The organism is Microbacterium kyungheense, from assembly GCF_006783905.1.
GTDB classification, from domain to species: domain Bacteria; phylum Actinomycetota; class Actinomycetes; order Actinomycetales; family Microbacteriaceae; genus Microbacterium; species Microbacterium kyungheense.
In genome coordinates this window covers 49,316-61,841 of record NZ_VFPE01000007.1, presented here as the reverse complement: position 1 = coordinate 61,841, position 12,526 = coordinate 49,316, and the positions used below count along the sequence as shown (strand labels likewise).

Genomic DNA, 12,526 nt, shown 5'->3' with positions numbered 1-12,526 from the left:
TTGCGGTGATAGGTTGTGGCCGTGACGAGTTACAAGATCGCCGAGGCCGCGCGGCTGCTCGGCGTGAGCGACGACACGGTGCGCCGCTGGGTGGATGCCGGCAGCCTGCCGACGACCGGCGCCTCGCCCGTCGAGATCCCGGGTGAGGCCCTCGCCGCCCACGCGGTCGAACTGGCCAGGACGCCGGGCGACCCCGCTGACGTCCTCTCCAGCGCGCGCAACCGGTTCGTCGGGCTCGTCACCCGCGTGCAGGCCGACGGCGTCATGGCGCAGGTGGACATCCAGGCAGGGCCGCACCGTGTGGTGTCGCTCATGTCGTCCGAGGCGGTGCGCGAGCTCGGCCTCGAGCCCGGCTCGCTCGCGGTCGCCGTGGTCAAGGCCACCACCGTCATCGTCGAGACTCCGAAAGGCTGACGTGCGCCGTTCCACGTTCTCCCGCACCGCCGTCGTCCTCGCCGCGCTCGCCCTCGGTCTGACAGGGTGCGCGACCGCCGCCGGCGATCAGGCCCCGACCGCCACCACCACCTCGACGACGGACGCCGGTCCTGAGCTCACCGGGGAGCTGACGGTGTACGCGGCGGCGTCTCTCAAGGGCGCGTTCGACGAGCTCGCGGCCGGCTTCGAGGCGCAGCATCCCTCGCTCGACGTGCAGCCGATCACGTACGACGGATCGTCGACGCTGGCGACCCAGATCATCGAGGGCGCCCCCGCCGACGTCTTCGCCTCGGCTGACGAGAAGAACATGCAGAAGGTCGTCGACGCGGGCCTGGCGAGCGGGCCCGAGCTGTTCGCGAGCAACACGCTCGTGCTCGTGGTCCCCGCGGGCGACCCGGGCGACGTGACCGGGCTCGAGGACCTCGCGAACCCCGACCTGACCGTGGTGCTCTGCGCCGCCGAGGTGCCGTGCGGTGCGGCATCCACCACCCTCCTGTCGAACGCGGGCGTCACCGCGAGCGTTGACAGCTACGAGCAGAACGTGACGGCGGTGCTCACCAAGGTCGCCGCCGGCGAGGCCGATGCCGGCCTCGTCTACGCGACCGACGCCGCCACGACCGACGAGGTCGACACCGTCGACGTCGACGGGGCCGACGCGGTCGTCAACCTCTACCCGATCGTCGCGCTCACCGGCTCGGAGAATGCCCACGCCGCTGACGCGTTCGCGGCCTTCGTGCTCGGCGAGGAGGGTCGGAAGGTGCTCGCGTCGTTCGGCTTCGGGATGCCGTGACCGGCGTCTTCTCGCCCACCGAGCGCACGGGTTTCGTGCCCCGCGTCCTCATCGTGCCGGCGGTGGTCGGCCTCGCGCTGCTGATCCTGCCCCTCGGCGCCCTCGTGCTGCGAGTGGAGTGGTCGACGCTGTGGAACGACGTCACGTCGGCGCAGGCGCTGTCGGCCCTCGGCCTGTCGTTGCTGACCGGGGCGATCGCGACGGCCGTCTGCGTCGTGCTCGGGGTGCCGCTCGCGCTGTTCATCGCCCGCAGCGGCGACCGGACGGCAGGGGCGCTGCGGGCGCTCGTGACGGTGCCGCTGGTGCTGCCGCCCATGGTCGGCGGCGTCGCGATGCTGTTCCTGTTCGGCCGGACGAGCTGGCTCGGAGGCGCGCTCGCCGAGTGGGGCATCCGCATCCCGTTCACGACGACGGCGGTCGTGCTGGCGCAGACCTTCGTCGCGCTGCCGTTCCTCGTTCTGGCGCTGGAGGGCTCGCTGCGCGCCACCGGCACGGGCTACGAGCAGGCCGCGGCGGGCTTGGGCGCCGGCCGGTGGACCATCCTGGGGCGCGTGACGCTGCCGCTGGCCGCCCCCGGGCTCGTCGCCGGTGTCGTGCTGTGCTTCGCGCGGGCGATCGGCGAGTTCGGGGCGACCGCGCTGTTCGCCGGGAACGCGCCCGGCATCACGCAGACCATGCCGCTCGCGATCTACACCGCGTTCAACGGCGCCGGGGTCTCGCAGGGCACCGCGGTCGCGCTGTCGCTGCTGCTGCTCGTGACTGCGGTCGGCGTGTTGCTGCTGGTGCGCGCGTGGCGGGTGGAGACGCCGCGATGAACCGAGCGGCCGAGCAGGATGCCGTCACGCCGGGCACCGCGGGCGGGCTCGGCGCGCGCGTCGTGGTGCGGCGCGGCGGGTTCGCGCTGGACGCGGCACTGGACGTGCCGGCGGGCGAAGTCGTGGCGCTCATGGGGCCCAGCGGCGCCGGCAAGTCGACGCTGCTCGGTGTGCTCGCCGGGCTCACACAGTTCGACGAGGGATCCGTGGTGCTGCGCGGTCGCGAGCTCGACGTCGACCCGCGTCGACGCACGCCCCCGTCGGCCCGCGGCATCGTGCTGCTCGGCCAGGACCCGCGGCTGTTCCCGCACCTGACGGCCGTCGAGAACGTCGCGTTCGGACTGCGCGTGCGCGGCGCCGCGAAGGCGGCCGCCGCGGCGGGAGCCGCCGAATGGCTGCGACGCGTCGGCCTCGACCATCACGGCGGGCGCCGGCCGGCGCAGCTGTCGGGAGGCCAGCAGCAGCGGGTCGCGCTCGCGCGTGCGCTCGCGACCGCGCCCGCGGCGATCCTCCTCGACGAGCCCCTCACCTCGCTCGACACCGAGACGGCCGGCGACGTGCGGGCGCTGCTGCACCGGCAGCTCGCCCAGACCCGGACGACCGCGATCGTCGCGACCCACGACGCCGTCGACGCGGTCGCGCTCGCCACGCGCCTCGTCGTGCTCGAAGACGGACGGGTCACGCAGTCCGGCCCGGTGCGCGACGTCCTCGCCTCTCCGGCGACGCGCTTCGCGGCGGCGGTCGCGGGACTGAACCGTGTCGTCGGACGGGTGGATGCCGCACGCTGGCGCGCCGGAGGACTCGCGCTGGCGGCATCCCCTCCCCATGCCGCCGGCGAGGCGGCGGCGGTGTTCCGGCCCGGCGACGTGCGCATCCTCGACCGCCCGCCGGGCGGCCCGGGGGAGTGGGAGGCGCGGGTCGTGCGCCTGGAGCAAACCCCGGCCGGTGTGCGCGTGCGCACCTCCGACCCCGATGTGGCCGTCGATCTGCCCGCGAGCCGCGCCGCCGGCCTCGAGCCGGGCACGACACTCGCCCTCGCCGTCGATCCCGCCGACGTGCGCTTCCTCGCCGTGTGAGCGGTGCCTGTTCGCGGGGCGCGACACCCGAAGGGATGCCGGCGCCCCGGCGGAGGACCCGGCCCTAGACTCGCGGGGTGACCCGCATCCGTCCCTTCCGCCCCGGCGACGAGCCGGCGCTCTCCGACATCTGCCTTCTGACCGCCGACGCCGGGGTCGACGCCACGGGCCTGCTGGACGACGACGACCTGTGGGGCGAGATCTTCGTGCTGCCCTACGTCGCCCGGCACCCCGAGTTCGCGTTCGTGGTCGAGACGGACGACGGCCGTGTCGTCGGGTACGTCGTCGGCACCCCCGACTCGGCGGCGTTCGAGGACTGGTTCGCGCACGAGTGGTGGCCGCGGTTCCAGGAGCGGTGGCCCCGGCCCGAGGGAGACCCGCTGCCGGTGGGAGCCTCGCGACAGGACGGGATCGTGCGCTACGCCTACGCACGGCACGGCGGGTCGCAGCCGTTCGGCGACGACTACCCGGCACACCTCCACATCGACCTCCTGCCCGAGACGCAGGGGCAGGGGCTCGGCCGTCGCCTCATCGAGACGCTCGAGCAGGCGCTGCGCGACGCCGGCGTCCCGGGTCTGCACCTCGTCGCCGCCGCCGAGAACACCGGTGCCGTCGCGTTCTACCCCCGGGTGGGCTTCGAACCGCTGCCGTCGCCCGAGGGCACCGCGGTCTTCGCCAAGCGCCTCTGACGCCGTCCGCGCCCGCGGGCGTCGGGTCCCCGCCGTAGTCTTCCCCTATGGACGATGTCTCGGCACCGACGGGACGAGAACCGGCGCTGGCCGCCCGGCCGCACCCGGACGGCAGCGCGCCGCGCGCACTCGTGCTGGGAGCGACGGGCTACATCGGCGGGCGCCTCGTGCCGCGACTGCTGACGGCCGGCTACGTCGTCCGCGTGCTGGTGCGCGACCCGGCGCGCGTCGCGGCCTTCCCGTGGGGCGGCAGCGTCGAGGTCGTCACAGGCGATGCCACCGACCGCGCGCCGGTGGGACAGGCCGTGCAGGACGTCGACGTCCTCTACTACCTCGTCCACTCGATGTCGGGCGGCACAGGCTTCCGCGACGCGGACGCCCTGGCTGCGCGGACCGTGGCCGACGCAGCGGCGGCCGCGGCGGTGGGACGCATCGTGTACCTGGGCGGACTGCATCCCGAGGGCGTCCGCCTGTCGCCGCACCTGCGGTCGCGCGCCGAGGTCGGCCGCACGCTGCTCGACAGCGGGGTGCCCACCCTCGTCCTGCAGGCCGGTGTCGTCATCGGGTCAGGCTCCGCGTCGTTCGAGATGGTGCGTCACCTCACCGAGGTGCTGCCCTACATGCCGGCGCCGAAGTGGGTGCGCAACCGCATCCAGCCCATCGCCGTGCGGGATGTGCTCCACTACCTCCTCGGCGCCGCGCGCGTGCCCGCCGGGGTGAACCGGGCCGTCGACATCGGCGGTCCCGACGTGCTGCGCTACGGCCAGATGATGAACGGCTACGCCGTCGAGGCGGGCCTGCGGCAACGCCCCATCGCCGCGCTTCCCGTGCTCACCCCGCGGCTCGCCTCGCACTGGGTGAACCTCGTGACGCCCATCCCGCGCTCGCTCGCGCGACCGCTGGTGGAGTCCTTGCAGAACGAGTGCGTCGTGAAGGAGCATGACGTGGACGCGCTCATCCCACCGCCCGAGGGTGGGCTGCTGCCGTACCGCACGGCGGTGCGCCTGGCGCTGCGTCGCGTCGACGCCGACGAGATCGAGACCAGCTGGCAGGACGCGCCGGTGCTCGGAGCGCCGAGCGATCCGCTGCCGAGCGACCCGGATTGGGCCGGTCGGGTCGTCTTCACCGACGCGCGCTCCGCTCACACCTCGGCCACGCCCGCGGCGCTGTGGCGGGTGATCGAGGGCATCGGCGGAGAGAACGGATGGTACTCCTCGCCACTGCTGTGGGCCGTCCGGGGCTGGATGGACCGGCTGGTCGGCGGCATCGGGCTGGCCCGCGGACGCCGCAGCCGCGGCCGCCTCGCCGTCGGCGATGCGCTCGACTTCTGGCGCGTGGAGGCCTTGGAACCCGGTCGCATGCTGCGCCTGCGGGCCGAGATGAAGGTGCCCGGTCTCGCCTGGCTCGAGCTGCGGGCCGGGACCGACGCCGAGCGCGGCGGGTCGCGCTACGACCAGCGTGCCGTGTTCTTCCCGCGTGGACTGGCAGGACGCCTGTACTGGCTCGCGGTGCTGCCCTTCCACGGCTTCATCTTCGCCGGCATGGCCCGGCGCATCACCGCGGTGGCCGAGTCGGCGACCGGGGCGGACGGGTCGCCGCCGCTCACGCCGTGAGGAGCCGGCCCGACACCAGGCGCTCGAGCACCGAGCCCGCCGGCACCGTGTCGTACTTGTAGCTCAGCTTCTGCACGATCGAGGCGCCGGCGACGAAGCGCATCGCCTCGGGGTCCCAGGGCTGCATCATGCCGAGCTGCAGCAGGTGGCTGGCACCGGCCGACAGCGTCGGCGCGGCCAGCCACTGCCCGTGGAACTCGGGCACGAGGTCGTACAGCACCTCGAAGATGCGGTGATAGAGGAAGTAGTCCGGGATGCCGCCGCCGGACTCCCACCACGCCTGCAGCGTCAGCCGCTGCAGGCGGATGAGGGGCGTGCCGGCCACCGCGGCGATGAACCAGTTGCCGATCTGCCGACGCGTCCACCGCGGGTAGAGCGCGCCTGCCGTGAGGAGCGGGGCGACCGCCGCCGGCAGCGGTGCGGGCGCCCAGCAGGTCGCGTCGACCCAGATGCCGCCGAGCTCGTCGAGCACGCTGACGCGCACGAAGTCCGAGAAGTGCGCGGGGTGGCCCTGCTCGAGGGCCCGGGCGACGGCATCCGGGATCTCCACCAGCTCGCGGGCGGACGCGCCGTCCAGCACCGTGAGCGTGGTGGGCAGATCGGCGTGCAGCCTCTGGAGCTCACCGACGCAGGCCTGCACGAGCGGGGGCGCGCTGTCGAGCGGGGCGTTCCAGAACGTGTACAGGCGCAGGTCGGCGGGGTCGGCACGGGCGCCGTCCCGTGCCGCGATCGTCCTGCCGTCGTCTCGCGTGCCGGAATCCGCCGGGAGCCCCGCCGCCGCGCGGAGCTCGGGCAGGCGGGGCCGCACGAAGTCGGTGAACGTGCGGTACGCGGCCACGGCCGCGACGGGGTCGACGCTGTCACGGAAACGGTCGGCTCGTCGCAGCTGCGCCTCGATGCCCTCGAACGGATTGCGGATGCCGTCGCTCACGGTCCGAGCCTAGGCCCGGTGCTGAGCCCTCACTCGCTGGTCACGCGCCCGTCGTCGATGCGCACGACGCGATCGACGAGGCGTTCGGGAACCGCCACATGCGAGATCAGCACGACGGCGCGGTCATCGGGCACCGCCTCGAGCAGGTCCGTCAGCAGCAGGTCCGACGCGTCGGGGTCGACCCCCGCGGTCGGCTCGTCGAGCACCAGCACCGGGAACCCGTGCAGCAGCGCCCGGGCGAGCGCGAGGCGCTGCGCCTGGCCGCCCGACACCAGGGCGCCGCGTTCGCCGACGCGGGCGTCGAGCCCGCCCCGGCTGCGCACCCAGACATCGAGGCCGACCCGTGCGAGCGCTGCGTCGAGGTCTGCATCGGTGGCGGTGTCGCGGGCGAACAGGAGGTTCTGGCGGATGTCCTCGTCGAAGAGCATGGGATGCTGCTCGCACAGCCCCACCGTCAGGCGGACGTCGTCGGGGGCGAGGTCGTGCACGGAGCGCCCGCCGAGGTCGTACGCGCCGTCGGTCTCGAGGAAGCGCACCAGCGCGTGCGCGAGGGTGGTCTTGCCGGCTCCGCTCGACCCGACCACGAGGACGCGCTCACCCGGCCGGACGGTCAGGTCGATGTCGTGCAGCGCCGAGGCCGTGGTGCCCGGCCAGCGCACGTCCGCGCCGCGCAGGCGGATGCCGTCGCCGAGCGGCGGCGCCTCACCGGTGGCGGGAACGTTCTCGGGCGCGAGTTCGACGGGCGGCGTGGCCGGGACGGCCTCGGCGATGCGCCGGGCCGACGCATGGACCTGACGCCAGGCCGCCGCCGCGAGCGGGACGGCGGAGAACACCTCGAACACCGCCATGGGGACGAGCACGACGACGGCGAGGCCCGGCCCGGTGAGCGCGCCGGATGCGAGGCCGGGTGCGGCGGCGACCACGGCGGCGATGGATGCGGCGCCGGCCAGCAGCGACACGAGGGCGGCGGTGCCCGCCTGCGCGCCCGCCCGCCGCACCACGGCACGGCGCAGTGCCGCGTCGGCGCGCGCGATGCGGTCGCGGCTCTCGTGCTCCGCACCGTAGGCCAGGAGCACGTCGAGGCTGCCGAGGTGGTCGAGCACGGCGTCGGCCAGCTCGGCGCGCAGCGGGGCGATCGCCCGTTCCGCGCGAGCGCCCGACAGCCAGCCCCACAGCGTCGCCGCTGCGGCGGCCACCAGCAGGCAGGCGAGGAGGGTGAGCGCCGCGGGCCACCACACGACGGCGACGAGCACGACCGCGCCGACCGCGACGAGTGCCGACGACGCGAGCGGCTGCACGACGCGCAGCGGCAGGTTCTGCAGTTCGTCGACGTCGTCGACCAGAGCGCCCAGGACCGAGCCCCGGCGCGTGCGCGCCAGTCCGTCGGGCGCGATCGGGATCACGCGCCGCACGAGGTCGGCGCGCGTCGACGCAAGCTGACGGAGCGCGGCATCGTGACCCGTCAGGCGTTCGAGGTAGCGGAACGCGGCACGCGAGATGGCGAAGAACCGCACGCCCACGACGGCGGCCGACAGGTAGAGGACGGGCGGCTGCTCGCTCGCCCGCACGATCAGCCAGGCGCTCACCGCGAGCAGCGCGACCGCCGACGCCTCCGACGCGAAGCCTGCTGCCAGCGCCCACCAGAACCGTCGCGCGGGCGGCATCGCGCCGCGCAGCACCGCGCGCGGGGCGGTCATGCGGGCACCTCGCTCGGTTCCAGCCGCACCACGGTGTCGGCGATCGCCCGTGCGGACGTGCGGTGCGAGATCAGCAGCACGATCGCACCGTCGTCGGCGAGCGAGCGGATGCCGCGCCACAGCCGCGCCTCGGTCTCGGAGTCGAGGGCCGAGCTCGGCTCGTCGAGGGCGATCACGGGGGCGAGTCCTCGCAGGTGGCGGTAGAAGGCACGGGCCACGGCGACGCGCTGGGCCTGGCCGCCCGACAGGCCGGCGCCCTGGACGCCGAGCTCGGACGCCGGGTCGAGGGACTCCGCGCACGCGAGCTCCAGCGCGCGGCGCACCGTCCCGGCGTCGGGAGCGGCGTCCCCGAGCGTCACGTTGGCCGCGATCGTGCCGGCGAGAAGCCCCGGCTGCTGACCGGCCCAGGCCAGCCACGTCGACGGCGGCAGGGTGCGCACATCGGCGCCGCCGAGCTCCGCGAGCCCGTCGAACTGCGCGGTGCCCCGCAGGGCCGCGAACACGCTCGACTTGCCGGCGCCGCTCGGGCCCTCCAGCAGCGCCACGGCGCCCGGCGCGGCCGAGAAGGCGACGGGAGGCAGCATCCGTTCGCCGCGGTGCACGCGGAGATACCGCACGACGAGGTCCCCTTCGACAGGTGCAGGGACCGGCGGCGCGGGGACCGCGTGCCCGATGACCGCGGCGGAGTGGGGACCGGGCGCTCCCGTCGACGCGCGCGCGGCATCCAGCACGGCGAACACGTCCTCGGTCGCGGCGACTCCTTCGGCGGCCGCGTGGAACTGCACGCCGACCTGGCGCAGCGGCAGATACGCCTCGGGCGCCAGCAGCAGCACGAACAGGCCGACCGCCAGGGTCAGCGCGCCGTCGATGAGGCGGAACCCGATCGACACCGCGACGATCGCGACCGAGATCGACGCCAGGAACTCCAGCGCGAAGCCCGACAGGAACGACACCCGCAGCACGCGCATCGTCTCGCCGCGGTACTGGTCGGTGACGCGTTCGACGGATGCCGCCGCCCGATGCTGGCGGCCGAAGACCTTGAGCGTCGACAGCCCCTGCACGGTGTCGGCGAAGCGCGACGCGAGGTGCTGCAGCGTCTGCCACTGCCGCTGCTGCACCGAGCGCGTCGCCAGCCCGATCAGCACCATGAAGATCGGGATGAGGGGCAGCGTCAGCAGCACCGTGAGTCCCGAGAGCCAGTCCTGCCACCACATGACAGCGAGGATCAGCGGCGTCGCGATGACGGTCTGGACCAGCTGAGGCAGGTAACGGCCGAAGTACGCCTCGAGCGCGTCGAGCCCGCGCCCGGCGGTGACGGCGAGGGCCGCCGAGCCGCGGCCCGCGAGCCACTCCGGGCCCAGGGTTCCCACCGCGGCGACGAGGGCGGTGCGCAGCTGCGACTGCACGCGCGAGGCGGCGCGTGCGGCGACGGCCTCGCGTGCCCAAAGCAGCATCGCCCGCAGCGCGACGACGAGCGCGAGCCACCCGAGCGTCGGCGCGAGCCCGGCCAGCGGCATCCCGTCGATCGCCGAGGTGATCGCCCGCGTCAGCAGCCACGCGAAGGCGACGATCACCGCCGTCTGCGCGAGCGCGATCGCGGCGATCGCGACGAAGAACCCGCGAGAGGCGCTCGCGTACCGCAGCAGGCGGGGGTCGACGGGCGCCTGAGCGGCGGGCGCCTCGCCTTCCGCCGACGGGGCACGCCGCGGCGAGGGCGGGGTCGCGCGGCGTGCCATGTCGGTGCAGGGGAGGATCAGTGGACGGGCGCCGCGGCGGCCGCCTCGATGTGCGAGCGCGTCACGCGCTTGCGGAACACCCAGTACGTCCAGCCCTGGTACGCCAGCACGAGCGGCAGGAAGATCAGCGCCGCCCACGACATGATCGTCAGCGTGTAGTCGGTGCTCGACGCGTTCTCGATCGTCAGGCTGTACGCCGGGTCGGTCGTCGACGGCATGACGTAGGGGAACAGCGCGAACCACACCGCCAGCACGGCCGCGACGATCGTGCCGGCGCCGAACCCGAACGCCCAGCCCTCGCGGCTGCGCGCGTTCGAGATCCACGAGGCGATCAGCAGCACCGCGGCCACGGCGGCCAGCACCGTCGTCGCCAGTGCGAAATCGCGGCCCTGCGCGAACGCCATGACGACCGTCCACACGAGGAACGCCGCCGCCACCACGATCGTGATGAGCCCCGCACGCGCGGCCAGGCGGCGCGCGTCCACAGCGACCTGGCCGTCGGTCTTGAGGGCGACGAAGTACACGCCGTGGGTGAAGAACAGCAGCAGCGTCGTGAGTCCGCCCAGCAGCCCGTACGGGTTGAGCAGCGTGAGCAGCGAGCCCGTGAACTCGTGCGACGCGTCGAGAGGGACGCCCTGCACGATGTTGGCCACCGCGACGCCCCACAGGAACGCGGGCACCGCCGAGCCGACGACGATCATCGTGTCGAAGCCGCGCTTCCACCGGAGGGAGTCCCGCTGGTGGCGGTACTCGAACGAGACGCCGCGCAGGATGAGGGCGAGCAGGATCAGCAGCAGCGCGAGGTAGAACCCGCTGAACAGCGTCGCGTACCACTCCGGGAACGCGGCGAACAGGCACGCGCCGGCGACGATGACCCAGGTCTCGTTGAGGTCCCACACCGGGCCGATGGTGTTGATGACCTGCCGGCGGCTGATGTCGTTCTTGCCGAGGAAGGGCAGCGACATGCCGACGCCGAAGTCGAAGCCGTCGAGGACGAAATAGCCGACGAAGAGGAAGCCGACGATCCAGAACCAGAGGTAGGCGAGGTCCATTTCGATCTCCTAGTACACCGTCGAGCGGATGCCGGCGTCCGCGGTCTCTTCGCGGTCGGGCGAGGCCGCGGCATCGGGGTCGGGGAGCGGCTCGGGGCCCTTCTTCGCCGTCCTCATGATGAGTCCGACCTCGACGATCGCGAGCGCCGCATAGATGGCGGTGAAGGCGATGAGCGAGATCAGCACGGTCCAGCCCGGCACCGAAGGCGAGACGCCGTCCTCGGTCAGCATCAGGCTGAACACGATCCAGGGCTGGCGGCCCATCTCGGTGAAGATCCAGCCGACGAGGATCGCGAACAGCGACGCCGGCCATGCCCAGATCGCGAGGCGCCATGCCCAGGCCGGGACCTCGCGCTTGGCGTTCTTGCGCGTGAGCCACAGGCCGACGACCGCCACGAGGGCGGCGACGCCGCCGAGGCCGATCATCCAGCGGAACGCCCAGTACGTGACCCACAGGATCGGGGCGAAGTTGCCGTCGACCTGGTCGGCGAACTGCGGGAACATCTCGTTCGTGTACAGCGCGTTCAGATCGTTGATGCCCTCGACGCAGCCGTCGAACGTGTGCGTCGACAAGAGCGACAGCAGGTAGGGCACGCGGATCGAGAACAGCTCGCTGGTCCCGTCGGGGGTGCCGAGGGTGAAGATCGAGAACGAGGCGTCGGCACCGCACACGGTGTTGAACGTGGCCTCTGCGGCCGCCATCTTCATGGGCTGCGTGGCCACCATCACGAGGCTCAGCTGGTCGCCCGAGACGGCGACGCCCGCGAAGGCGGCGATGAGCCCCCAGAGCCCGAACTTGAGCGACGAGCGCATCATGTCGACGTTCCGCTTGCGCAGCAGGTGCCAGGCCGAGATCGACACGATGACGCCCGCCGTCATCATGAACGCCGCGAAGAGGGTGTGGGGGAGCGCCGCCAGCGCCACCGGGTTGGTGAGGACCGCGAAGAAGTCCGTCATCTCGGCACGCGAGCCGTCCTCGGCCATCTTGAAGCCGACGGGGTTCTGCATGAACGCGTTCGCGGCGAGGATGAAGTAGGCCGAGAACCACGCGCCGATCGTCGCGATCCAGATGCTGGCGAGGTGCAGGGCCTTGGGCAGCTTGTCCCAGCCGAAGATCCACAGGCCGATGAACGTCGCTTCGAAGAAGAAGGCCATGAGGCCCTCGAACGCGAGCGGGGCGCCGAAGACGTCTCCCACGAACCGCGAGTAGGCCGACCAGTTCATGCCGAACTGGAACTCCTGCACGATGCCCGTGACCACGCCCATGGCGAAGTTGATGAGGAACACCTTGCCGAAGAAGCGCGTCAGATTCAGCCACTTGAGCTTGCCGGTGCGGAACCACGCGGTCTGGAAGATCGCGACCGTCAGCGCCATGCCGAGCGTCAACGGGACGAACAGGAAGTGATACAGCGTCGTGAGGCCGAACTGCCAGCGCGCCAGCAGGAGAGGGTCCAGCAGATCCACGAGGGTTCTCCGATCGATCCGGACTGTTGGGACCACCGTAGCATGTGGTCAGACCACACGGGACCCCTGAGTTGTGAGGGCCCGTATGCCCCCACCATCCCAGTCCTCGCGCGGTCCCGCGCGCCGGCCCGCCGTGAATAATCCGCCCCCGCGCGCCCGCCCCCGCCCGGCGCGGCTACCCTCGAACCATGGCGGTGCGGACGGGACGATCGGGGCGGCGCGCGTGAG

The 12,526-nt window shown here is 73.1% G+C and carries 11 protein-coding genes; 6 read left to right on the top strand and 5 right to left on the bottom strand.

Annotated elements, in window-relative coordinates; genetic code table 11:
* Positions 1-21: 21 nt before the first annotated feature.
* The 6 genes from FB391_RS17595 (at position 22) to FB391_RS17570 (ending at position 5,418) form a co-directional block, all read left to right on the top strand.
* Positions 22-414 carry a TOBE domain-containing protein gene (locus FB391_RS17595; protein WP_141896398.1) on the top strand — a complete coding sequence of 131 codons (393 nt, stop codon included), beginning with the start codon at positions 22-24 and terminating at the stop codon, positions 412-414.
* Between the two features lies 1 nt (position 415).
* Positions 416-1,225: a molybdate ABC transporter substrate-binding protein gene (gene modA, locus FB391_RS17590; RefSeq protein ID WP_141896397.1), complete on the top strand. Its 810-nt coding sequence runs from the start codon at positions 416-418 to the stop codon at positions 1,223-1,225.
* Complete coding sequence (locus FB391_RS17585; RefSeq protein ID WP_141896396.1) at positions 1,222-2,040, top strand: ABC transporter permease; 819 nt, start codon at positions 1,222-1,224, stop codon at positions 2,038-2,040. The genes modA and FB391_RS17585 overlap by 4 nt, the downstream gene beginning before the upstream one ends.
* Positions 2,037-3,116: a sulfate/molybdate ABC transporter ATP-binding protein gene (locus FB391_RS17580; protein ID WP_141896395.1), complete on the top strand. Its 1,080-nt coding sequence runs from the start codon at positions 2,037-2,039 to the stop codon at positions 3,114-3,116. Before FB391_RS17585 ends, FB391_RS17580 begins: the two co-directional genes overlap by 4 nt.
* Positions 3,117-3,193: 77 nt before the next feature.
* Positions 3,194-3,805, top strand: a complete 612-nt coding sequence (locus FB391_RS17575) for a GNAT family N-acetyltransferase (protein ID WP_141896394.1) — start codon at positions 3,194-3,196, stop codon at positions 3,803-3,805.
* A 47-nt stretch (positions 3,806-3,852) separates the two neighbouring features.
* Positions 3,853-5,418 carry an SDR family oxidoreductase gene (locus FB391_RS17570; RefSeq protein ID WP_141896393.1) on the top strand — a complete coding sequence of 522 codons (1,566 nt, stop codon included), beginning with the start codon at positions 3,853-3,855 and terminating at the stop codon, positions 5,416-5,418.
* Here FB391_RS17570 and FB391_RS17565 read toward each other — a convergent pair.
* From FB391_RS17565 to FB391_RS17545, 5 genes are read right to left on the bottom strand one after another with little or no spacing between them, the layout of a single operon-like run.
* Positions 5,408-6,349, bottom strand: a complete 942-nt coding sequence (locus FB391_RS17565) for a capsular polysaccharide synthesis protein (RefSeq protein ID WP_141896392.1) — start codon at positions 6,347-6,349, stop codon at positions 5,408-5,410. The two genes, FB391_RS17570 and FB391_RS17565, sit on opposite strands and share 11 nt — an antisense overlap.
* A 29-nt stretch (positions 6,350-6,378) precedes the next feature.
* Complete coding sequence (cydC, locus tag FB391_RS17560; protein ID WP_141896391.1) at positions 6,379-8,046, bottom strand: thiol reductant ABC exporter subunit CydC; 1,668 nt, start codon at positions 8,044-8,046, stop codon at positions 6,379-6,381.
* Positions 8,043-9,782, bottom strand: coding sequence for a thiol reductant ABC exporter subunit CydD (gene cydD / locus FB391_RS17555; RefSeq protein WP_141896390.1), 1,740 nt, complete (start codon positions 9,780-9,782; stop codon positions 8,043-8,045). Before cydD ends, cydC begins: the two co-directional genes overlap by 4 nt.
* Before the next feature lie 17 nt (positions 9,783-9,799).
* Complete coding sequence (gene cydB / locus FB391_RS17550; RefSeq protein ID WP_141896389.1) at positions 9,800-10,834, bottom strand: cytochrome d ubiquinol oxidase subunit II; 1,035 nt, start codon at positions 10,832-10,834, stop codon at positions 9,800-9,802.
* A 9-nt stretch (positions 10,835-10,843) separates the two neighbouring features.
* Entirely contained in the window at positions 10,844-12,298 is a 1,455-nt protein-coding gene (locus FB391_RS17545; protein ID WP_141896388.1) for a cytochrome ubiquinol oxidase subunit I, read from the bottom strand.
* Positions 12,299-12,526: the final 228 nt, after the last annotated feature.

What these genes read in the sequence shown, in the direction of transcription:
- cydD (WP_141896390.1), bottom strand. Translation starts at nt 9,782, where the DNA reads ATGGCACGCCGCGCGACCCCGCCCTCGCCGCGGCGTGCCCCGTCGGCG.
- cydC (WP_141896391.1), bottom strand. Translation starts at nt 8,046, where the DNA reads ATGACCGCCCCGCGCGCGGTGCTGCGCGGCGCGATGCCGCCCGCGCGA.
- FB391_RS17580 (WP_141896395.1), top strand. Translation starts at nt 2,037, where the DNA reads ATGAACCGAGCGGCCGAGCAGGATGCCGTCACGCCGGGCACCGCGGGC.
- cydB (WP_141896389.1), bottom strand. Translation starts at nt 10,834, where the DNA reads ATGGACCTCGCCTACCTCTGGTTCTGGATCGTCGGCTTCCTCTTCGTC.
- FB391_RS17570 (WP_141896393.1), top strand. Translation starts at nt 3,853, where the DNA reads ATGGACGATGTCTCGGCACCGACGGGACGAGAACCGGCGCTGGCCGCC.